Source organism: Candidatus Bathyarchaeota archaeon, from assembly GCA_026014745.1.
Taxonomy (GTDB): domain Archaea; phylum Thermoproteota; class Bathyarchaeia; order Bathyarchaeales; family Bathycorpusculaceae; genus Bathycorpusculum.
Map to the genome: position 1 here is coordinate 811865 of JAOZHS010000002.1, position 21050 is coordinate 832914.

At 43.1% G+C, this 21050-nt stretch carries 23 protein-coding genes; 9 read left to right on the forward strand and 14 right to left on the reverse strand.

The genetic code is table 11. From position 1 onward, the window contains the following. The first annotated feature begins 57 nt into the window (after nt 1–57). A complete protein-coding gene (locus NWE92_10780) occupies nt 58–264 on the forward strand; it encodes a hypothetical protein (GenBank protein MCW4030115.1) in 207 nt (68 codons plus the stop codon). A 197-nt stretch (nt 265–461) separates the two neighbouring features. Here NWE92_10780 and NWE92_10785 read toward each other — a convergent pair whose 3' ends face one another. Together NWE92_10785 and NWE92_10790 are read right to left on the reverse strand one after the other, a co-directional pair. Beyond that, nucleotides 462–977: a hypothetical protein gene (locus NWE92_10785; GenBank protein ID MCW4030116.1), complete on the reverse strand. Its 516-nt coding sequence runs from the start codon at nt 975–977 to the stop codon at nt 462–464. A gap of 226 nt (nt 978–1203) precedes the next feature. After that, on the reverse strand, nt 1204–1509 hold the full coding sequence (locus NWE92_10790; protein MCW4030117.1) for a winged helix-turn-helix domain-containing protein: 306 nt from the start codon (nt 1507–1509) through the stop codon (nt 1204–1206). Between the two features lie 180 nt (nt 1510–1689). On the opposite strand from NWE92_10790, the gene NWE92_10795 reads away from it, so the two are divergent. Continuing rightward, nucleotides 1690–2505, forward strand: a complete 816-nt coding sequence (locus NWE92_10795; GenBank protein MCW4030118.1) for a molybdopterin-binding protein — start codon at nt 1690–1692, stop codon at nt 2503–2505. 65 nt (nt 2506–2570) lie between these two features. Beyond that, entirely contained in the window at nt 2571–3743 is a 1173-nt protein-coding gene (locus NWE92_10800) for a hypothetical protein (GenBank protein MCW4030119.1), read from the forward strand. Between the two features lie 11 nt (nt 3744–3754). Here NWE92_10800 and NWE92_10805 read toward each other — a convergent pair whose 3' ends face one another. Then, a complete protein-coding gene (locus NWE92_10805) occupies nt 3755–4972 on the reverse strand; it encodes a PQQ-binding-like beta-propeller repeat protein (GenBank protein MCW4030120.1) in 1218 nt (405 codons plus the stop codon). A gap of 491 nt (nt 4973–5463) precedes the next feature. Continuing rightward, a complete protein-coding gene (metK, locus tag NWE92_10810) occupies nt 5464–6636 on the reverse strand; it encodes a methionine adenosyltransferase (GenBank protein MCW4030121.1) in 1173 nt (390 codons plus the stop codon). A gap of 153 nt (nt 6637–6789) precedes the next feature. Between metK and NWE92_10815 the strand changes: the two genes are divergently transcribed. Together NWE92_10815 and NWE92_10820 are read left to right on the forward strand one after the other, a co-directional pair. Further along, on the forward strand, nt 6790–7167 hold the full coding sequence (locus NWE92_10815; GenBank protein MCW4030122.1) for a Rid family detoxifying hydrolase: 378 nt from the start codon (nt 6790–6792) through the stop codon (nt 7165–7167). 60 nt (nt 7168–7227) lie between these two features. Next, on the forward strand, nt 7228–7854 hold the full coding sequence (locus NWE92_10820) for a winged helix-turn-helix domain-containing protein (protein ID MCW4030123.1): 627 nt from the start codon (nt 7228–7230) through the stop codon (nt 7852–7854). On the opposite strand, the gene NWE92_10825 is transcribed toward NWE92_10820, so the two are convergent. Then, nucleotides 7851–8714: an ATP/GTP-binding protein gene (locus NWE92_10825; protein MCW4030124.1), complete on the reverse strand. Its 864-nt coding sequence runs from the start codon at nt 8712–8714 to the stop codon at nt 7851–7853. The genes NWE92_10820 and NWE92_10825 overlap by 4 nt on opposite strands. 85 nt (nt 8715–8799) lie before the next feature. On the opposite strand from NWE92_10825, the gene NWE92_10830 reads away from it, so the two are divergent. Continuing rightward, on the forward strand, nt 8800–9009 hold the full coding sequence (locus tag NWE92_10830; protein MCW4030125.1) for a hypothetical protein: 210 nt from the start codon (nt 8800–8802) through the stop codon (nt 9007–9009). A 157-nt stretch (nt 9010–9166) separates the two neighbouring features. Here NWE92_10830 and NWE92_10835 read toward each other — a convergent pair whose 3' ends face one another. From NWE92_10835 to NWE92_10850, 4 genes are all read right to left on the reverse strand, one after another. After that, the gene (locus NWE92_10835) at nt 9167–9436 is read right to left on the reverse strand and encodes a hypothetical protein (GenBank protein ID MCW4030126.1); all 270 of its coding nucleotides are present in this window, start codon (nt 9434–9436) and stop codon (nt 9167–9169) included. Nucleotides 9437–10038: 602 nt separating this feature from the next. Then, nucleotides 10039–10371 carry a hypothetical protein gene (locus NWE92_10840; protein MCW4030127.1) on the reverse strand — a complete coding sequence of 111 codons (333 nt, stop codon included), beginning with the start codon at nt 10369–10371 and terminating at the stop codon, nt 10039–10041. Continuing rightward, nucleotides 10349–11134 (reverse strand): ParA family protein, encoded by a 786-nt coding sequence (locus NWE92_10845; GenBank protein MCW4030128.1) that lies wholly within the window; start codon nt 11132–11134, stop codon nt 10349–10351. Before NWE92_10845 ends, NWE92_10840 begins: the two co-directional genes overlap by 23 nt. Before the next feature lie 2 nt (nt 11135–11136). Beyond that, the gene (locus NWE92_10850; protein ID MCW4030129.1) at nt 11137–11421 is read right to left on the reverse strand and encodes a MarR family transcriptional regulator; all 285 of its coding nucleotides are present in this window, start codon (nt 11419–11421) and stop codon (nt 11137–11139) included. Nucleotides 11422–11621: 200 nt separating this feature from the next. Between NWE92_10850 and NWE92_10855 the strand changes: the two genes are divergently transcribed. Next, on the forward strand, nt 11622–12647 hold the full coding sequence (locus tag NWE92_10855) for a polyprenyl synthetase family protein (GenBank protein MCW4030130.1): 1026 nt from the start codon (nt 11622–11624) through the stop codon (nt 12645–12647). Here the strand turns inward: NWE92_10855 and NWE92_10860 are convergent. Then, on the reverse strand, nt 12613–12837 hold the full coding sequence (locus tag NWE92_10860) for a hypothetical protein (GenBank protein MCW4030131.1): 225 nt from the start codon (nt 12835–12837) through the stop codon (nt 12613–12615). The genes NWE92_10855 and NWE92_10860 overlap by 35 nt on opposite strands. 84 nt (nt 12838–12921) lie before the next feature. Between NWE92_10860 and NWE92_10865 the strand changes: the two genes are divergently transcribed. Next, nucleotides 12922–14109, forward strand: a complete 1188-nt coding sequence (locus NWE92_10865; protein ID MCW4030132.1) for a hypothetical protein — start codon at nt 12922–12924, stop codon at nt 14107–14109. Here NWE92_10865 and NWE92_10870 read toward each other — a convergent pair. Both NWE92_10870 and NWE92_10875 read right to left on the reverse strand, forming a co-directional pair. Further along, complete coding sequence (locus NWE92_10870) at nt 14100–15011, reverse strand: hypothetical protein (GenBank protein ID MCW4030133.1); 912 nt, start codon at nt 15009–15011, stop codon at nt 14100–14102. The two genes, NWE92_10865 and NWE92_10870, sit on opposite strands and share 10 nt — an antisense overlap. Before the next feature lie 68 nt (nt 15012–15079). Next, nucleotides 15080–16270, reverse strand: coding sequence for a PAS domain S-box protein (locus NWE92_10875; GenBank protein ID MCW4030134.1), 1191 nt, complete (start codon nt 16268–16270; stop codon nt 15080–15082). 317 nt (nt 16271–16587) lie between these two features. Between NWE92_10875 and NWE92_10880 the strand changes: the two genes are divergently transcribed. Then, a complete protein-coding gene (locus NWE92_10880; GenBank protein ID MCW4030135.1) occupies nt 16588–16803 on the forward strand; it encodes a hypothetical protein in 216 nt (71 codons plus the stop codon). 194 nt (nt 16804–16997) lie between these two features. Here NWE92_10880 and NWE92_10885 read toward each other — a convergent pair whose 3' ends face one another. After that, entirely contained in the window at nt 16998–19088 is a 2091-nt protein-coding gene (locus tag NWE92_10885) for an exosortase/archaeosortase family protein (GenBank protein MCW4030136.1), read from the reverse strand. 231 nt (nt 19089–19319) lie between these two features. Next, entirely contained in the window at nt 19320–20984 is a 1665-nt protein-coding gene (locus NWE92_10890; protein MCW4030137.1) for an oligosaccharide flippase family protein, read from the reverse strand. Nucleotides 20985–21050 lie beyond the last annotated feature (66 nt).

The following is a 21050-nucleotide window of genomic DNA, read 5'->3' on the forward strand; positions in this document are numbered from 1 at the left end:
TCACATAAACCTAATATCTGTGCGGCGTGGATTTACTAAACCCGAAGGTTAAGGCATATGGTGAATTACTGTCCTGAATGCGGCGGAGAAATGCAGTACATCTCTCTAACCAAACATTATGTCTGTAAAAGCTGCGGTTTATCCTGCACTGGACAAGAACTCAACGACCTGCATGACAAGAATAGACCCCTCGACGAGACAGAAGACGAAGTCCGACAGAACCGCCGCAAAGAGTACCTCAAGTGGTACCTCAGCAAAAAATAAACTGCTCAATCAAGCAGTTCCGTTTTGTTAGATAATACTCTGTTTCAAAGAAACCAGTATAGAATAACTTGGTTATTGGCGCATGATTTTGGGGGCAGCCGATAATTAACGGATAGATGAATAAGTTATCAGTTCTTTCTTAAAGAGCATCCGCTATGCTTAAAATTTAAAAATAAAAAAAGAAAAAGAAAAGGGGTTTAGAAAGCTCTGATTGTTGGTACTGAGCGCTTTGCTTTTACTACGTAGAATATTACGAATGCTGCTAAAGCTGCACCTAACGCTGATAGCCCGCCGATTACGCTTTCGGGTAATACGAACAGGGTGTTGGATGCGATTGTAGCTACTGTTTGACCGTCAATGATGAATAGGTAGGCGCCAGGGGCTGGTGCGGTGATGACCATTGAGCCTGTTCCAGTGATTGTCCATTGGTAGGGTGCACCTAGGGCTACTGCGGTTGCAGGGTTGTCGCCTGAGGCGAGGTACATTGTTGCAGTTCCAGGTGTTACGGAACTACCAGCGATGTTTTGTACGATGTACCAAACCTTAACTTGGTCGCCGGGGTTGAATACGTTTTGTGGGTTACCTGACATATCGGTTGTCCAGACACTGGCTTTCTGAACGAGTGGTGCGGGTGAAGCGCTTGCAATTGCGGCAAATGCTGTGGCAGCAAGTAGCATGCAGAGCATAGCTAATACGATTCTGTTTGTTCGCAAATTTGAATCTCCTTTCTTTATATCTGTAAATAGGACTAAGCGAACTCTTGCTTATATTGTGATATGCAAAACTCAAGAATATTTTCTATACCTATATGGATAGCAACATATAGAAAAATAGCTTATGTCTTCTATAAACCTCAAATAAGGACACCCAACCAAAAAAATATTCTCTAATTTGATAAAAAAAGCAAGTGCTAATTTTATTAATTCAACAAAAGCGACGTTAAGCTTCAAAAATAAAAGCCAACTTTTCTTTCTCCAAAGCTAAGGAATCTACAAGCTTTTGTGCTTCAATATTGCGTTGACGGAACTGGTGATAGTGACTAAGAAAGATCCGACCCTCAGGAGTCAATGTATAGTGGTAAACATCCACATGCAACAGTCCAGCATCAATCGCAACCCCCAAATACTTTTCAAGAAGTGCGAAACTCAAATTTGCCTTTAACATAATGTTTGTTTTGCATGTTCCTGTTCCAGTAGCCTCTAAGACAGCTGCAATTATGCTTACACGGTCGCGTTTTTTTCCCATAGTAGACCCTCTTTAAGCGAAGTTAAAACAGCAAAGAGTCATGTTTTTTTCAGGTTTAAGAAATTTAAGCGTTATTCTCAAAACGAAAGATGCAAGGGTTGACTCTTATTCTCTGAATAACACATTTTTATATCAATTAGCAACCGCTATTTATCAGAATAGAAGAGGCAAAGGATTACCTTGACCGTCAACTTAGAAGTAATCTGCATCGGCAATGAACTTTTAATTGGCAAAATCAAAGACACCAACGCACACTACATTGCTACTCATGCAACACAATTGGGCGCTAACGTGAAACGAGTAACCGTCATACAAGACATCATAGAAGAAATCGCAACCACCATTCAAGAAGCTCTCGCACGTAAACCCCACTTCTTAATAACCACCGGTGGTTTAGGACCCACATTTGATGACAAAACTTTTGAGGCTGTCGCAAAAGCCTTCAACCAGAAACTTGTCGTAAACCAAGAGGCTCTAGCATTAGTTAAGCAGAGGTATATCGAATATGCCAAGAAAAGGCAGCTAACTACGGAATTTGAATTGACCCCGCCACGGTTAAAGATGGCGACGCTTCCAGAAAACGCATATCCTGTCAATAACCCTGTAGGTTCAGCCCCCGCAATCCGCGTTAACTACGAAGGCACCATTTTGTTTGTACTCCCCGGCGTGCCCCAAGAGGCGGAAGCCATTTTTGAATCAGTCATCGCGCCCCTGATTAGTCAAGGTGTGGGTAATAGCATATTTTGTGAACGGAGCCTGTTTGTGTTTATGGCTGAGTCACGACTAGCGCCACTAATCGACAGGGTCATGGCTGATAATTCAGGTGTTTACATAAAGTCGCATCCATTACCTTCTGAAAGTAAACCACGCGTTGAGCTCCATTTAACAATCACCGATACCCAAGATCAGCAGCCAGCCGAAAAATTGGTTAAGGCCAGCCAAGAAATTGCCAAACTGATTTTAGAGAATGGCGGGGAGCTTCAAGGGCAAGTTTAGCTGCCTCTGGGTGATTTGGGAATAAGATTTTAAGGTATCAATCATTTTTAGTGGCAAGTGCGTATATGAAGCCCCCGTACATTAAGGCGATAGGCGCAGTGGCAATCGTTGTGTTTCTACTTTCATGTTTACCTCTTGGAGAAACACAGCAAACTCAAAGAGTAGTTTCATTTCAACTGCTCAACCGCCCCGAGGGAGATCAAACTTATCAACTTAACGTCACCATAACCCAAAGTCTCGTCAGCTACTATGCAGCTAAAAGCCATGCACTATTTTCGCCCAATGATTTCCCCAAGTACGTCACAGCCTATGCCCTAAAGCCCATAGCGGACCGCCTCTGGCAAATCTATGACAACAAAGAGGACTTCGCCAACGGTGTTCTGATGCTGGTACACCAAATAACTTACAAAGAAATCGCCATGGGGAAGTATCCTGCTGAAACACTTATGAATGGATATGGCGACTGCGATCTGTTTGCCTACATTGCCGCGTCAATTTTGGAAGCAGGCGGAATTGACACTGTGCTGATCTACTATAAGGACCAAAAACATATGGAAATAGGCGTGGACATCGCTGGTGAACCCACTGATAGCCGAGTAGAGTTTTTTAGCGTCCAGTATCAAAATGTCTCTTACTATATTTGTGAATGCACAGGAACCCAGTGGCGAAACGGCTGGAGAGTTGGCGAATGTCCCAGTGAATTCCAAAACTCAACCGTACAAGTCGTGCCCCTGTCAAATATCGAGCAAACCGGGCCTGAACAAGTTACTGCTACCTTAAAAGAACTTGAGCCCAGCACCCTGACTCTGCAAACTTTAGGCAGCCTCATTCTGGAAGGGAACAGCTTAAACATAAAAGGCCAACTGCAGCCTCAGATTGCAAACCAAAACATAACCCTACAAGCAAAGACAGACACCCAAGACTGGACAACCGTAGGCAGCGTACTAACAGACGCTGATGGCTCATTCCAGTATAGTTGGACGCCGCCCATGGGGTCAGTTAAGGTTCAAGCCAGTTGGTTAGGCAACAAAGAATACAATGGCGCCAAAAGCACCGAAAACAGCGCCACCGTCGTCCCCATGTATCTGCTGGCAGTTATCGGCACTGCAGTTGTTGGGGTTGGCGTGGTGACTTTCACTTTTATTGTAACCCGACGCAGAAAACCCGACCTGCCACAGTCAACACAACCACCTGAACCCAATTCGGAAATACCTACGAATACTGACCTGCCAATTTAGCGCCTAAAGCACTATGCGGTTGCTTTGTGTCGGCTACTCCAAACGCCTATGATCACGAATACAGAAACTATTACCACTAAAACCGCCGCTAAAACGGGCAGAGTTAGACATTCTGAAGTTGCGAGGCTTTGCGGTCCAGGTGGCTGGTTAGATTCGAGGGCAGATTGGGTGGGGGTTGCTGTTGTTAAGGTTAGCAAGGGGCTTGGCGAGGGGCTTAGCGTGGGTGTAGTTGTTGAAGCAGGTGTAGTAGCGTATGGGGTACCGTTTTCAGGTAAGTACTGCTCAGTTAGGGCGGTCGGGTACATGAGGGTGATGTAACCCCATTGCCCTGTGCGTCCACCGATTAGGTAGATGCTGTCGTTTAAGGTTACGGCTTTGGCGATAAGGCGGTCGGTTGGAGCCGCGGTTCCAGTTGACCAGCTGTCTGTGGCGGGGTTGTAGATGTCGGTGCGGTTTTCGTCAAAGAAGTAAATGCGCTTTGTTGCATTGACGCCTGTGGCTGCGGCGGCGGAGGCAGCGTAGTTTACGGGTGCTTTAGTTTTCACGGTCCAAGAATCTGCCGCAGGGTCATAAATCATGATAATGTATTGAAGGTAGACGTTGGGGTCTTCGCCCAAAACGTAGATTTTGCCATCCACCACGGCAGATGCCGAGCAACCGACATTAAGCGGGGCAGGCGTTTTAGTCGTCCAAGAGTTGGCAACGGGGTCATAAACCTCTGTTACGTTAAGAGTCACAAATAGGTCAGTCATGGTGTGCCCGCCTATAACGTAAATTTTGCCGTCCACCACGTTGGTAGCCGCGTTAAAACGGGGAGTGGGTAGTGCAGCGAGAGTGCTCCAAGTATCCAATACAGGGTCGTAGGCTTCGTTGGCTTTCAAGTCATAATATTCGGTTTCCCATTGCCCGTTGGCGCCGTTGTAGCCGCCGATGCAATAAATTTTGCCATCAACCACCCCGGTGCCAAAGTGTGCTCTTGCCGTTGGCATATCGGCTTTTTGAGTCCAGAGATTTTGTATGGGGTCATATTCTTCGGTGCAGTTCGACACAACAAAGGTCATGCCGGTGCCTGTGCCACAATTGCATGTTTCGCTGCCTTTATCTCCGCCGATGGCATAGATTCTGCCGTTTAAAGCCGCAACGCCGAGATAGGCGCGTGCATGATTCATGGATGCTTTTGTTGTCCACGATTCTGCTGAGGCAGAAGCAAACGAAACACTGCAAATCATGGTTATCAAGATGCAGACTGCGAGAAGGTTGAGGAGGTTTTTACCCAGTCATACCACCAAAGTAGCCTTGCAGGGTAGGTTTAAAATTCTTTTTTGTACAGATTCCCTGACAAGATTTAGTCAAGATTTCTAAACAAACTCAAACCAACCAAAAACGCCACATCCCCACAAACATGTCAATGGAGCGATTTCTAATTGAGCAGCTTGTGGTGCCTTAAGGAGTTCCAGCATGCCCTCACATGCATAAACAACGAATTCCATGTATCCTTGTGTAAGAAAACGGCGCCTGCACACGCCAACAGACGCCAAAACACAAACAGAACACAAAATGCAACCCAGCCAACAAGCCATCATGTGACAGCCTAAAAACCGCCACACCCACACAAAAGAAAACAAAGAAAAAAGAGAACGAAGGGGCACCTAACGGGCTGTTCTGTGACAAACAAATTAACGAAAAAAAACAAACAGATGACTAAAAAGGAAAAAGGAGGTTAGGCTTTTTTTGCTTTCTCAAGTTCTGCCTTGAGAATTGCAGCCTTGTCAGTTTTCTCCCAGGGGAAGCCTTCACGTCCAAAGTGACCGAAAGTTGCGGTTTGTTTATAGATTGGACGTAGCAAGTCAAGTTGGTCGATGATTGCTTTGGGTCGCATGTCAAAGTGTTTTTGGACTAAGGCGAGGATTTGCTCGTCGGAGAGTTTGCCTGTTTCAAAGGTATTGACTAACACGCTGATAGGTTGGGCAACTCCGATAGCGTAGCTGATTTGAACTTCGCATTGGTCAGCTAAGCCTGAGGCAACGACGTTTTTGGCTATATAGCGCGCCATATAGCAGCCGCTGCGGTCCACTTTGCTGGGGTCTTTGCCGCTGAAGCATCCGCCGCCGTGACTTCCTACGCCGCCGTAGGTGTCAACGATGATTTTTCTGCCAGTTAAACCAGAGTCAGCAAGAGTGCCGCCTATGACGAATCTACCAGTGCCGTTAATGACGTATTTTATGTCGGGTGCAATCATTTCAGCTGGGATAACGTTTTTGATTACCTTCTCGATTATGTCGCTTTTGAGTTGAGCATCTTCAACTTTGCCGTTGTTTTGGGCGGCGATAACTACTGCTTTGACGCATTTTGGTTTGCCACAATCATATTCTACAGTGACTTGAGATTTACAGTCGGGACGCAGATAAGGCATGATGCCTTGCTTTCTGCAGTCAGCTAAACGCTTTACCAGTTTGTGGGCAAGCATAATGGGTAAGGGCATGAGTTCTTTAGTTTCGTTGGTTGCATAACCGAAAACCATGCCTTGGTCGCCTGCGCCTTGCTCGTGACCTTCTGTTTCGGTGACTCCCATGGAGATGTCTGGGCTCTGGGCAGTCAAAGAGACAAGAATGCCGCAGGTTTCCCAGTCTAGACCATCTTTAGCGTTATCGAAGCCAATTTCTTTGAGAGTACCACGAACAATCTTTGGGATATCGATATAGGTTCGGGTGGTAATTTGACCAGTAATCATGACTGTACCCTGCATTACGAGGGTTTCGCAGTCAACTCGGGCTTTTGGGTCACTGGTGAAAATACAGTCCAAAACGCTGTCAGAGATTTGGTCGGCGACTTTGTCTGGGTGACCTTCGCCGACTGATTCAGAAGTGAACAAGTATTTACCGTTTCTTTTCATAGATATCGCTTTCTACCAAATATATATGATTGCTTATCCTAACTCAGCGGTTTTCTTAAAAGCATTATTGTCAAAAATATTCAAATAGGAATATTCATCCCACCGCTTGCATAAACAATTTAACCCGCGCAGACCAAAAAATGAGGCGAGAACATGAAAAGAATAATCCAGACTCCAAACGCACCCCAACCCGTCGGCCCCTACAACCAAGCCATCCAAGCAGACAGGTTCCTCTTCATTTCTGGACAACTACCTATTGACCCTAAAGAAAACAAAATCACAACAGACAACATCAGGTCGCAAACTCTACAGGTTATGGAAAACATAAAAGCCATCTTAGAAGAAGCAAAATACACCCTGCAAGATATCGTTCAAACTACAGTGTATCTATCGTCAATGGCCCTGTTTGATGACTTCAATCGTGAATACGCCAAATTCTTACCTAACAATTATCCAGCACGCGTCACCGTCGCCTGTGAACTCAAAAAGGGAGCGCTCCTTGAAGTTTCAGCGGTAGCTTACAAGACTTAACTATCGCCAAATCGGCAAATTATAAAAACCCAGCCGCGCTTAGTATGAACGGTGCAGAATATGGTAATTTCGCTAAAAAAATTTATGCAGCAAATTTCGGCGAAAAAAGCGCCTGGACCCTCAACGTCATTTACCATATTTCACGTTTTCTATGCACTTGAGCTTTTAGCGAAGGCTCCCCTAGGAAGAAATAGACTTGCCGAAAAATTAAGCGTCGGCGACGGAGCAATCCGCACCATCATCAGCCGACTCCGCGAAGCCAACTTAATTGAAACATCCAAAGAAGGCTGCAACCTAACACAGAAAGGCACGGAAGTTTGGCAGCAATTCCAAGAAATCTTCCCCAAACGCATGGAAGTCGCACGTTCAGAATTTAACCTCAACGAATACAACTATGCGTTTCTGGTAAAAAATAGTGGAGAAAAAGTGCAATCGGGAATCGATCAACGAGACGCAGCCATAATTGCAGGCGCCCGCAAAGCATTAGTTATCGTGTATAAAGAGGGGCATCTTCGCATCGAATCGGTAAGCAACAACATCGAAAAAGAATATCCTCACGCGGCAAAGCAAATCCTAAAGGACTTCGCGCCGCAAGAAAATGACGTAATTGTTATTGCAGGTGGAGATACAGCTTTGAAGGCGAAACGTGGCGCCTTCGCAGCGAGTTGGTCTCTGATTAATGTTTAAGTGGTGTATTTTTCGCCTTCGTTGAGGATACGTTCAAGTGTTGTGTTGATGTTTACCATGCCCTCATTGGTTTTTGACGAAACAGGCATCAACAGGAACTTGAGTCCTAAGCGGTTGATTGCTTGCATCATGTTGCGACTAAAGAGGCGTTTGGTACCCTCCAGCTTCTCATCAATAGCATCCTCAAGAGCATGGGTATTAGCAGACCAAGTTGCGATGGCTTGAGCGTCTTTTTTGGGAATTAAATCCATCTTTGAAAGCACATGCAACTGCGGCGTAAAGAAACGATTATAGACAGCTGCTGAGAGAAACATGTTGGAGACATAATTGAGGGGGTTAATGCTAAAAACGGCGTCAAAGAGGTAAATGAGGGCTTTGGGTTCTTTGGTTAATTCGTTAACGATGTAGGGTCCGCTAGCGCGAAAGGCGAAAAGCTCCATTTGCCCCGGAGTATCCACCAAAACGATGTCAGCGTGAGCTTCCTCGATATCTCGAGTTAGGTTTTCAATTTCGTCTGCGATTAGGTCAGCAGCCATGATGAGGGCACCGTTGGGACCAAGATTATATTTTTCCATCAAGTCACCTACGTCAACGTAGTTGCGGACATCAACGTCAGGTTGGTAGGGCAGTTTTAATGCGCCAGGGTCAAGGTTAACCACGGCGACGTCTTGTTTGCTCATTTTGAGCCATTCACTAAAAGCAGCAGTAAAAAGGGATTTGCCTGAACCGGCAGTTCCTATTATAAACGCTAAGGGCATGTTTTGGGTCTCCGATAGGGGTTTGATTAACAATAAGTAAAATAATCTTTCGCCATCAGACTCGGGGGCAGCACAGTTGGGTAGCTCGTTGAGGGATGGCAAAAGTTGGATATGAATTCACAACCCATAAAGAATATTAAGTAAGAATACACAAGTATACAGTCAGGAGTATTCAGGAGCTATAGCCTTGCCTCAAAATAAGAACATAGTTTCAGACCTTGATTGTACAGATAATTCAAACGCAATAGTTATAGAATTCAGCAGCCTGACGCAAGGAAACCCCACAAACAAACTTTCAAAAAAAGAAAAAACTGAACCTTTCATGGGTTTAGAAGAATTATTCTGGCAGTGCTACGCAGTTTCCCCAAAAACCAATTCACACGAGACGCTCAAGTAAAACGCTCGTGACCCAAAGCAAAACATCATTAAAGCATTCTCAGAAATTGGCCTCTTTGGCTTGAACTAAAACATCAACAGTTGACAGCTTTAACAGCCAATACGTGAGAAACACCAAAATAATGTTGACACTTTTTCATGTTATTACTCAATTAACCCTACGAATTCTCTGACGTAGTGCCGCTCGTTTTTAGGGTTTGTCGAATAATTTTCTGGTATAGAAAAATGAAGTAGACGGCGGTAAATGCTGTGAGGACAAGTTCAAGCGAGAGAATGCAGAGATTGTTTTCAACTGCCCGAAAGTAGCCTTCTTGGAGGATAGATGTGAAAACGAGAATTTGAAGTAATATAGTGACGCCTAAGCAGCTTAAGCCTAAACTGTGTATCAATAAGCTTACTCTGTGGTGTAGTTTAGAGTTGGCAGTCATGCACGCAATATTGTTTGGCACGTTTTATGAGAATTATGAAGTTAAAAACAATATCAGAAAACCTAAAACGCAACGGTAAAACCCAAAGAAATACACGAATAGCCTCGCGAACCAACGCCTAACGATGGGCAGAGCTTAGGGAATTCAAGCTTGGGAATTTGCTCGTGGCTTGGTGTTAAACGTTGGTTCGCAGAAGCCTGTGTTCCTCGCTTGACATCTGCGTTTCTCTCGGCAAGATAGAGTTCAGTCAAGCGCTCTTAAGAGTTTCACAAATAATCTATAGATTAGAAAAGAGAAAACATATTTGGAGATTATGTTGGCGCCCCGAGAAATGACTCTGAGCAGTGCTGCATTAACCATGCCACTTTTCCATGCCTTTCTATGACTAAACGTGGTGTTCTTTAATGCCTCCCTAAAGCATTCATAAGACTTCCAATCAATACGCTTGGAATAAAAAAGAGAAAAGGTTATCCTTTCTGATGTCTGATCCGAGAAATTAGAAGAGAAAACCGGCATACCTCGTTTTCGGCATGTCTGCTATTAAGTCATTTTGTAATATCCCTCAAACGGTCATGGTGCTTTTGGCGGCAGTAACTTGTGTTTTACGTTCTTCGGTGACTCTTCAAATTAGCTTCCAACATCATCTTCCCTTTTTCAGTTAAAATAAAATGGCTTTTGCCATTAAAGGGAACACTACAAATCATATCTTCAAACCACAATGCATCCAGCAGAGTGTCCAATGTTTCAGTGTTAATGTTTAGACCTATTTTGTTTTTTAACGCTTTATTGATTCCTTGTTTACTAAGCGGCTTGCCCTCTGAAATCACACAAAGCAAAAGCAATTGAAAAACGTCAGTTAACTGTTTATTCTCAGGCAACCACCTTCTTTGAGAGCCATCCAATTTGATTTTTCTACCACTGACACATTGAGTCAATTTTTTCAATAACCTCAGATATTTTCTTCACAAAGGGATGTTCGGGTAACTGGATGGCCAATAGTCCCATTCGGTTGGCTTGTAAAACTTCGCAGTAGCAAGGTATGTTGCAGATTACTTTTCTGCCAAGTGTCAACTCGACGAAGGTGATGTCTACATAATTTTGGTTTCTTCCTTCGGGGGAAAACTTGTTTAGAATAATGGCTGCTTTGCGGTCGATTTTTTCGTAGACTTCTTTTATCATTTCGCTTGTTCCGTACAAATCAACTATATCCGCACTTGTTATAATCAGACATATATCTGCAACCGCTAAGGCATTTAGAGAAGAATATTGTACGCCGGGGCTGTTGTCGATTATGCAGTAGTCGATTCCCTTTTTTTGGCAAAAAGACAAAAGGGAAAATAATTTTTTGACGACATTAACTTCCCAAGACCTGCTTTTATCGATCATGCTTTTGATAGCGCTGATTGATGGATTTGCTAAACCTACATAGAGACAACCTGGCGTTAGACCAAATCCTGCAGATATGTCAATGGGGACGTCACTATCTGAGCATTGGCCGTTAAAATAGTCATTTAGCCAGCAATTGATTGGTTCGCTTATGGCTTTAGAGAAAACTGTGCACAGGCTTGGAGCGCGAAAATCAAAGTCTAGTAAGAGCACTTTTTTTCCTCTGGAAGCAAGGGTTCCTGCTATGTTTGAGGCTATGACGGTTTTTCCGGTTCCGCCCCGAGATGAGTGAATTGCAATACATCTAGTCATTTTTAGTACCTCCGTTTTGAGGATTCTATTTTAAAGTAGACATCGTGAGATGCGCGTTCCTTGGCAACATAGCCTAGTCGAACTAATTCGTTGGCTAAAGCGCTCTCTAGAGCTCGTTTTCGACCAGTTTCTTTAGAAATTTCGCTTGCGGTTGCTCTTTTTAATTTGTATAGCGCCATTACGGTTTTTCGTAGAGATTGGGGTAACTCCATCAGGGTGAAAATATCGAGCTCAGAAGGGTTGGCTTCCTGAGAAACGGTTGTGCTCTTTTTTACGAGCAAGTCCATTTTTAGATTAAGTGCTTTTAGTTGTTTTAATATTTCTTCAAGTAATGGTCTGTCTGCTTGCTCTCCTGTCGTTTTATAGCTCCCTCCCAAGCAAGTGTATTTGTGTAGTTACAGACATACGCATATAAAATTATGGCAGACAACCTGAAACAAAAAAGCGCCAGCAGTGTTAAAAATAGTCCGACACAATAAACAAAGACATGTCAAGTGCCGAGCAAAAAGGCTTAACTATACTTAGAGAATACGGTCAAGACATCGCCGACAAAGCAAGAAACATCCTCCTAGAAGACCCCTCACTCAACCAGATAGAAGAACCCCTGCAATTCATAAAAACAAACTGGCTGGACCTAACACCTGCCCTGATGAGACTATCTTGCTTAGCTGTTGGAGGACAAAAAAACGACGTTGATGACGCTGCATTAGCCATGTGTTTAACAAACCTCAGTTTTACCACCTGGGACGACATCATAGACAATGCACGATACAAATCATTTAAACCCACAGTATATGGAAAATTCGGTCAAGCCCAAGCATTAATACTTGGAGGACTCTCGACAGCTAAAGCATTTCTTATCTTCGCAGACGCAAAAATGGAAAACGGGAAAAAGACGGCAGTATCAAAAATAATGTGGCAACTTTGGACAAGTATGGCTACCGAAGAAACCAACAGCATAAAAATGCGCCAACAAGAAAACCAAACGAGCAAAGCCAAGTTACTAAAAATTGAATCTGAATCCATTAATTTAGCTACAATAACAAAAATTGGAGCAATAATCGGCAATGGCTCCCTTGAAGAGCAGGAAGCTTTAGAAAAATATGGTTGTGAACTCGGGATAATTTTGGCCCTAAAGCAGGATTTTCATGTGTCACTTAATTTCACCGTTGAGTTGGTTCAAAAAATAAATGAGAACCGGCTTCCTTACTCGTTCTTGTGGGCTCAGGAGCAATCTAATAGTCTTGCAGGGGCAATCCAAGGGTTGAAAAATAAACAGTCTGTTGACCCCTGTGTGCTCTCAGAATTAATTACAGTTTTTCTTTCTACAGGCGCATTTAGACATATTTCAAACATGATTGAAGAGCATACGCGCCAAGCGTTAGAGGCGATCAGTAAGATAAAAAGAACAGATGTCAGCACTGCTTTAGCGACATTTGCTGACATTCAGTCTCAGATTTTTTGGGAAAGTGTTGCTTCTAAATCCATTCAGGATATTTCTGTTGTGGAGTAGCCATATGCATTAATGTAGAGACGATTGCGCTGGTGTATTTCGAGGGTATTTTTGCTTTTCTGCATATTGTGACCAAAGATTTGTGGTCTTTTTTCTCTACCGCTTCTTCAACCTTTTTGCAGTATTCGGAGGATGCTAGAGATTGCAAATATCCTGAAAATTCATTTACTCTTATACCAAGGGTTTGCATTTTAGCCACCAGACGTGTTATATTGCATCATATCGCTTTTAAGCTTATTCAAGTAATTAGTAATGAGAAAGGGGAGGAAGCAGAATGCTTGCACCACTAAAAATCGGCATCACAATCACATGGAAAAATTTTGTCGCCTGTACCTTCATGTTCTTTTACGTTCTAGCATCCTACTACGCATTCACCGTACTGGTTCCAAACCTATTTATCAGCCCAGAAAACCGCATAATAGCTACCATAACCCTAACGTTTGATGTCGTAATCTCATTGCTTGTAGGGAGCTTTTTTATTGAGAAAATAAACAAAATCTATCTGGCTTATTTTGCGTCGAGCATAATGATTATTTCTACTGCGCTTTTTTGTGTTGGAAGTGAAGTTTTATCTTTCATTATTGCAGGGCTGACCGCAGCAGTTATCGGTGTTAGCATCCTCTCCTTTTTTAAAAGCTTCAAAGACGTAACGTCACTAATTAACCGAGGGCGCATTGCGGGGCTAACCGCATTTATAGTGCTCCCTTTCGTTTTTCTGCTCGACCTATTCCCCAAAACTGTTTTTTACTTTTTTGGTTTAATATCAATCTTAAGCTTAGGATTGTTTATCTGCACCGTACTAAACAAAAACCAACAAACTATCAATCAGCAGAATAATCGCGTTTATTTTGAAAAAAGAACCATCGCACTGTATTTGACACCTTGGATTTTGTTCTCTATTGTTAATGCAACGCTTGCAAAAATAATATCGATTGACGTAATGAAAACAGGTACACCCGAGTTCCACATCTTTTTGGTAGGGTTACAAGCCTTGGGCGTGAGCATCGGAACTTTGATAGCGGGCGTGCTTGCAGATTTTTCGGGCCGCCGAACAACCCTCGCAATCAGTTTAACTATCTACGGGCTTAGCGCGGTGATAGGCGGTATGTTGAGTGGGCAAATAATGCTTAGCGGGATGTATTTTTTGAATGGGCTTAGCTGGGGCATCCTTTTTGTTATCTATATCCTTGTGATTTTTGGCGACCTTTCACACAATGAAAATGCTGGAAAACTCTATGCCTTAGGCTTGGTACCGTACCTTACGGCGGCGGGGATAGGCGTCATATATCAGCCTGCATTGCCGTTAAGTCTTCAGACAATCTCTCTACTTACCTGTTTTATCATTTTTCTTTCAGTCATACCAATATTTCTCTCACCTGAACTTATGTCACATGAGCTTTTAGAAAAGTACCGACTACAAGAACACTTGGAAAAAGTTAAAAAAATCCGCCCTCAAGGATAGACTTCGTCAGGCAATCTGGGGAACGGGACTGTTTGTTTGATTTCGGGGATTTTGCATATCCACTGGATAAACCGTTCGACGCCCAATGCAAACGCACTACAATGTTCAAGATTGTTTGGTATCATGCTTGATAGCCAAATGCTATTTTGTTTGTCCATTCCCGCTTCGGTGATTAATTGGGACATCTTGTTGCTGTCGGTTATTAGTTCTAAGCTGCTTGAGATTTCTCCAAACCCTTCGGGTGCAATCAGGTCAGCCGTGAGGGATAACTCATCTTGGGCGGGGTCTTGTTTAGCAAAAAATGTTTCAGGACCATAGGGGAATTTCCATATAAAAAACGGTTTTTCAAACTTGAAGCTGAGGTGCCGCTCCATTGCCCACGCTATTTCTTCGCCCCATTGTATATCAAAACCGTCTGCCTGAAGCATTTCAATAGCTTCATCATAAGTTAACCTGCTAAAGGGCGCCTCTATTGTGGCTAAATTATTGGGCTTGTGCAAGCAAGATAGGGCTTCTTTTATTTCGGGCAAGGATTGACAGAGGTAGGCAATTAAGTTTTCTTGGATTTTGAGGTTTGCTAAAAAATCGTCAGTTTGTAGGGCTTCTAGTCTCCAGTATTCGGTTAAGTGTCTTTTGCTTGGTTGTTCTATGCGGAAGCCCGGTGTAAGGGTGTAAACGTTTCCTAAGGCGCCAGAAAAGGCTAAGCCGTACGGCAAAAAACCCTTTGTTAAACGCGCCCCTTTATCGTAGTATTTGACCTCAAAAGAATTGGACGATTGCGTAAGCGCAGGCACTATAATGGGGGATTGCACTTCAAGGTAGCCGTTATTTTTGAACCAGTCTCTTGCTTGGGTGAGCAGAAACGCTCTTACTTTTACGAGGTTGATAGTATTCAAATCCATAAGAGGACATTAAACTTAAGGAAAGAGGATATTTAACTAATTATGCCCTTGAAAGTTTGTGCTGCTGTTTATTTATTGGGTAGCACTATTTTGAATTTTGTTCCTTTACCTTCTACACTTTCAAAACTGATTTTCCCATTTAACGCCTCAACTAGTCGCTTCGCAACGGCTAAGCCTAATCCCTGCCCCTTTGACTTGGTGGTGGTCATGGGCGAAAAAACTTTTGATTTGATCTCTTCTGGGATGCCTACCCCCGTGTCAGCAACGATGATTATCACTGAGTTACCTCTGCGGTAGGTTGCTAAGTCTAACACGCCTCCAGTGGGCATGGCTTGAATTGCATTGTTTATCAGATTAGTCAAGACGCGTTTGATGTAGGTTGGGTCGGTTGATATTTTGATAAACGTGTTCGAGGAAATTACTACGTCTATATTGTTAGGAATGCACATATCGTTGATTATGCTCGACATCAATTCGGATATGTCGAGGCGAGTGTATTCTGGGTAGAGTGCTTTTGAGTAATCCTGTAAGTCTAGCACAATCTTGTTTATGTAGCTGATATTTTGGTCAATGCCATCTAAACTCTCGTCTACTTCACTTTTTGTGGGACCTTCAGGCAAATTCGATAGGGCATCTCTTAGCAAATAGACCTCGCTTACTATAGCTTGGAGGGGATTGCGTATATCGTGCCCAACCATGCCCGCGGTAGCGCCGATAGCGGCTAGACGTTCTTTTTCTTGAAGTTGTCGGGTTCGTTCTTCAACAATTTTTTTAAGGTTATTGGTGTAGGTTTTGAGTTTAAGCTCGCTTTTGCGCAGTGCTTCTTCAGTCTTTTTGCGTTCGGTAATATCTCGGGTTATTCCTCTATACCCAAGTAGCTCCCCTTTGTCGTCAAAGTAGGGTTCCGCACTGGTTTCAACATAAAATAATCGTCCATATGCATCGTAGGCGGCTGATACGTATCCTCTGATGGGCTGTTTACTCTTTGCATGTTCACTAAACGTTTCGATGGTTCGTTCGCTGTCGACTTGAGGCATCAACTCAAAAGGGGTTTTCCCAATCATGTCCGCAGGTTTGAACCCCCATAGTTTCTCAACCTGTGGACTGGCAAAGGTGCACCTCCCCGTTTGGTCAGTTTCCCACACAAAGTCACTTAGGGTCTCAACTAATGTTTGATATTTCCTCTGGGTACTCCTCAGAACCGCGGCAATTTTTTCAGAATTATTTTGCTCATCAAGCGATACGTGACTATCCTCCACACATAACACCTGCCTTAATGGTCACGCTAGAGCCCACAAAATCAATTCACAAAACAAATATATAAAATAAAAAAAGCTAATCAACGCCTCGGTTGCTTGCTATTACACCTAATTTTTAAAGGAATAGCATCAACACACTCCGATTGTTTTCAATGCCACTGGCCGAGAAACCAGAAAAAACTATTCCGTAGGCTTTTAACTATCCGTGTTTTTGTGGCGGCGTAAAAGTTAGTATGTACTAAAAATTATCGCTATCTGCGTTGACCTTTCGCTAAATGTTAAATATGTTCAGGTGTCAAAATGAAGAGGGGTTGGTTATGGAAAACAACAAGAAAGCGCTAGCAGTTATGGATGATTTAGGGTTAAAGGATGGGCAGCAAATAAACGAGGACGACCTGTTAACGGTTGTGAAAGCCTATTATGGCGATAAGTACCCCGAGGTAATGTCTGATCTGCTAAACAGCCCCTACTTCAAAACAGTTTATGTCGTTGACTTGAAAGCTCATCTTATTTTAGGCAAAAATCTACGCTAGCTGATTCTTAGGACAGCCCGCCCATCGCCCGACAATAGCAGACATATTTTGAGACACAGAAAATAGCGGATTTATCACTCAAAAATCAACAGGAAAGTATCGTCTCTCTATTTTTCTAAACAAATATTGTTTTAGCTAACAGGTACACAAAAACAGCAATAGCTAAATAAAAAAGAAAGGATGGAAAAGGATCCTTAAAAATAGCGAGTTAGAAAAAAGCCAGTGGACTTAGGCAACCGACTTTGCCAAACCTGAACGGGTGAATCATTACGATTAGCTAAAGTCCGAGCAACTAATCCAGCTTTCTCAGCCGCATTTAGCTTCTCCATTACAGCTGCCTCTGACGTGGGCATGTTGGAAAGCTTTGAGTATTCCTCAGCGATAGCCTGAGTGGATTTCTGTTCGCCTACGGCTTCAACTGCTTTTATAAGATACTGTTCCGGTACAGGAAGTTTCTGATACATCGTCAGTAACGACATCTTTTCCTTTCGGTTAAGGAAAATTGAATAGATGATAATAAGCATCAAGACTGATGCTGCGCCGATGGAGAGCAGCAGCCCATTTTGGCTAATGGCCAAGGAAACAACACTCCAACTGCGGATAGGTTGCCAGAAATCGTTGATTGCTTGTGCAATGGGAAGCTCTTGAGCTTCACAAGAGCTGATTTCGTCTACAGATTGCGGGTACATTATTAGACTCATCATGACGCTCTTGGTTTGAGCTGTGCCGTTCACATCGAATGTGGCAGTTTCAAACCAGTAGAGGACCACTTCCATTTGTCCTGAGCTGAGATATCGGAATGCAAAGTAACGCGCCATCAAAGGCGGGTTATCTTGAAGTTGGATATCTTGCAGATCTAGCTGCTCAACTGTTGCTTCTTCACCTTGACTCAGAGGGAAGTTAATCAGACATGTTTCCCAGCGGTGCTGCGACGTGGAACTCTCAGCAATTTGAACAGCAACCCAGACAGCTGAAGCAGAGGAATTGGTTGGAGAATAACAATAAACCAAAGCTGCATCATTGCCCGAGGTCTGCTCAAAAGAGACATCACGATAAACATAATTTAGGTTATAGCCCTTAACGGCAGGTAAAGAAGAATTTGAAGGAGTAACCTGAGTACCTGAAGGCGCTTGAATCATAATTTCTGCAGGACCCTCAGTTAAAGCGAAGACGGGAGCCTGGATGGATAAAAGCGCGATTATTACCAAAACTACTCCAGCCACTTTTGCTATGTCGATTTTGTTTAGTCTAATTTTTGGAGTTTTGAAGATTTTGCCGCAGTTTGAACAAAATTCTAAGGTGAGGTTTTTTGGCGTAGGTGTGCATGCAGGGCAAATCTGTGGAGCGGGCGGTTTTTTGAAGACTTTTTCAGTTACGCCAAGCAGTATAAGGGTACCTATGAACATGAGCACGGTTGCGCCAAAGGTGTGGAATACCTGAAGCGCTAAATCTTCGCCCCAATTGTAAGCGATTCCTAGAATGGTGGTTATTCGGGTGATGTTTAACCCTATGATTAAGGGGATACCTAGTATGAGGATTATTAGCTTGTTAAGCAGTTTGCCTTTTGTTATATAGGCGATAAAAACTGCAAAAATCATAAAGCCAATTATGCTGTAGATTCCTGAGCAAGCCACACTAACATTGAATGGTAAAGATGTGCCGTCGGGTCTGAGAATAGTAATCATTGGACCATAATCACTTGAAGACAACGTGGCATTAAAACCGAAAACGTTAGCAAGACCATTAGATGCTATCGCGCTTAGATTGGCAAGAGCCGAACCTACACCGTAGAGGATTTCTGAGGGAGGTGGCGTTAGGAATATTAGAAAAGCCACAGGAAACAGCATCTGTTTGAGCATCTGAGTGTTAAATAAGATGAGAATCAATCCGGCAGCAAAGAAAGGCAAAGTAATCACATGATATTCTAAAGGCGTAAAGGTATAACTGCCGTACCAATACAACAGAACGGAAACTGCGGATAAAGTTATGCCGACAAGTAAACCTGAATATTTCAAGAAGCCATGCTTATTCTCAGTCTCGTTTGAATAGATAGAGGCGCCAAGCATTTTCCGTTTTCGATAAATGAAGTAAGTGAAAATGAATGGAATCGCCAATATATGGAAAGTTGATTCATCGCTGATGGCGCCTTTAAAGACCAGCGTTAGATCTTGAAAATAGAATGCAAGAAGCGCCAAGGCCAACACGGACACCTTTAAGGCGACAACTAACCGATGTTGATTCAGTGGCGATGCCATCTTGGCGGATGAAAGTTTAGCATCTTGCATAAGGTCAACCTGTCTTACCTTAAATCTTAGTATTAGCGTTTCTTTTATGCTTAGCGTATTGCCAATATAGTATTCTATAACTAACTATAGGACTAAGTCCCAAACATGTCAAAACCGAAAATAGAGACAAAATGTACTTGAAGATCCTAAAAAATGGACATACAACTAAACAGCTTGTATACACGCATATGAGTAACTGGTTTATCTTGACAAATTTAATGTTCATAAAATTCAAAGTGCAGATTTACGGTTGTTAAAGCGGCACATCCACTGCATATACCTTAAAGGAACCATAAATAACTTGGAAAGCGCTCCTAAGCCCGAAACCATAGACTTAAAGTTCCCAATATCAGTCTCGTTTATAGCGCCCAAAAGTGGAGCAGTTGACAAATATGTCACCAAGAAAATTATTAAGCCGCCGAAAAGCGATAATAAATAAGGCAGACTAACAAACGTGACAAAAACATAAGCCACGGCCGAAGCAATCAATGAAGATACAAGAATTTTGAAGGAAATCTTGAAGTCAGCATGCACCTTATAGGTTTTCCAACACCAATAACTAGCCCAAGCAGCATTTATTGCTGTCGAAAAGAAGTTTCCAAGAATACCCGCAACAACTGCATGAACTGGACCGCCAAAGGAGTAAAAGTAACCAACCGCGACCAATGCAAGAGGCAAACCCACAGCTAGCATAACCAAACTTTGTTTCATGAGTTGGCGGGTTTGCCGAAGACCCGTTTGGAAACTTGACAAAGTATAGAAGCCAATTACAACAAGCAGGCTAGTCAAGCAGGATAGTGAAAGGAAAAGAGGTGCATAGGGATATTTGGGGACTGGACTTATTGCGGTTAGGCCTTGCAGAAAGCCAACTTGGGGGAACAACAGATTGATTGCAGGCGTTGACAGCGTTATCAAAAGCAAAGAGGCAGGCACCAGAAGTATGGACATATATTTTACGGCAGAAGAAAAAACTGTCTTGAGAAGTTCGGGTTCACGTTCTGGATTAATTTTTGAAAAGACTGGAAACAGTGTGTTGGAGACGGGTAGAATGATGAAGGTTGTTAATATAACAAAGTATGTTGATACATAGTAATTGCCCATCATTTCTTTGCCTGCATAAACCGCCATGGTAAAAGCGAAAACTTGCGGCAAAACCCCAAAAACAATTGCCGAAACCGTAAGGGGCAACCCATAACTCAGCATAGGCCTCAAAGTTGCCTTGATATTACAGCGACCAGTTTTACATTTACCCAAGGGTCTGAACAAAGAAAAATACACAATAAGAATCGCGATGATGCCACCGGCGACAAATGAAGCCATAGCAGCATAAATGGCGCCTAGCACACCAAACCCAATAACAATCAAGAGCGGACCTAAAGCGGTTTTTACGAGCGCCTGAAGAATCAGGGTTAAACTGTTAAGTTTCATTCGCTCAAACCCAAGGAAAATGCCGCTACCGGCAGCGAAAAGTGCACCTCCAAATATTGAAAAAGACATCACCGATATGTAGAAAGAAAGCTCTGAAACGTCGCTAGGGCTGAGCAAGTAAGCTAACGGTTGCGCAACTGCAAAGCAAACCACGGACAAAACGATGCCACTAATGAGCTCGAAGAGCACACCGGCGTAAATTAGGTCATGTGCATCATAGTCTTTGCCAGTGGCTCTTAAGCGAGCTATCTGCTGAGTTAATGCAGAATTCACACCCCAGTCCCTAAAGAAACCGATAATAGTTGAAGGAATGAGAGCCATCCCGTATAAGCCGACTTGATCAGCGTTAAGCAACGCAGCCAAAACAAAGGTGCCAATAGCCATTATAATTGATGACCCAGCGACACCTATCATAAGCTGTAAACTACTTGTCGCTGAAGACTTACCTATCGCTAAAGCCTTATCCAAGCCACACCATGACCAAACGTTTCGGTTTATAGAATTAATCTGATTTTTATACGCTTTGTGTATTCC

Excerpts from the sequence above, each read along its gene's own strand:
- NWE92_10820 (MCW4030123.1), top strand. The coding sequence starts at position 7,228 with ATGGTAATTTCGCTAAAAAAATTTATGCAGCAAATTTCGGCGAAAAAA.
- NWE92_10865 (MCW4030132.1), top strand. The coding sequence starts at position 12,922 with ATGCTTGCACCACTAAAAATCGGCATCACAATCACATGGAAAAATTTT.
- NWE92_10855 (MCW4030130.1), top strand. The coding sequence starts at position 11,622 with ATGTCAAGTGCCGAGCAAAAAGGCTTAACTATACTTAGAGAATACGGT.
- NWE92_10790 (MCW4030117.1), bottom strand. The coding sequence starts at position 1,509 with ATGGGAAAAAAACGCGACCGTGTAAGCATAATTGCAGCTGTCTTAGAG.
- NWE92_10870 (MCW4030133.1), bottom strand. The coding sequence starts at position 15,011 with ATGGATTTGAATACTATCAACCTCGTAAAAGTAAGAGCGTTTCTGCTC.
- NWE92_10880 (MCW4030135.1), top strand. The coding sequence starts at position 16,588 with ATGGAAAACAACAAGAAAGCGCTAGCAGTTATGGATGATTTAGGGTTA.
- NWE92_10845 (MCW4030128.1), bottom strand. The coding sequence starts at position 11,134 with ATGACTAGATGTATTGCAATTCACTCATCTCGGGGCGGAACCGGAAAA.
- NWE92_10815 (MCW4030122.1), top strand. The coding sequence starts at position 6,790 with ATGAAAAGAATAATCCAGACTCCAAACGCACCCCAACCCGTCGGCCCC.
- NWE92_10885 (MCW4030136.1), bottom strand. The coding sequence starts at position 19,088 with ATGCAAGATGCTAAACTTTCATCCGCCAAGATGGCATCGCCACTGAAT.
- NWE92_10800 (MCW4030119.1), top strand. The coding sequence starts at position 2,571 with ATGAAGCCCCCGTACATTAAGGCGATAGGCGCAGTGGCAATCGTTGTG.
- NWE92_10805 (MCW4030120.1), bottom strand. The coding sequence starts at position 4,972 with ATGATTTGCAGTGTTTCGTTTGCTTCTGCCTCAGCAGAATCGTGGACA.
- NWE92_10835 (MCW4030126.1), bottom strand. The coding sequence starts at position 9,436 with ATGACTGCCAACTCTAAACTACACCACAGAGTAAGCTTATTGATACAC.
- NWE92_10850 (MCW4030129.1), bottom strand. The coding sequence starts at position 11,421 with ATGGACTTGCTCGTAAAAAAGAGCACAACCGTTTCTCAGGAAGCCAAC.
- NWE92_10780 (MCW4030115.1), top strand. The coding sequence starts at position 58 with ATGGTGAATTACTGTCCTGAATGCGGCGGAGAAATGCAGTACATCTCT.
- metK (MCW4030121.1), bottom strand. The coding sequence starts at position 6,636 with ATGAAAAGAAACGGTAAATACTTGTTCACTTCTGAATCAGTCGGCGAA.
- NWE92_10860 (MCW4030131.1), bottom strand. The coding sequence starts at position 12,837 with ATGCAAACCCTTGGTATAAGAGTAAATGAATTTTCAGGATATTTGCAA.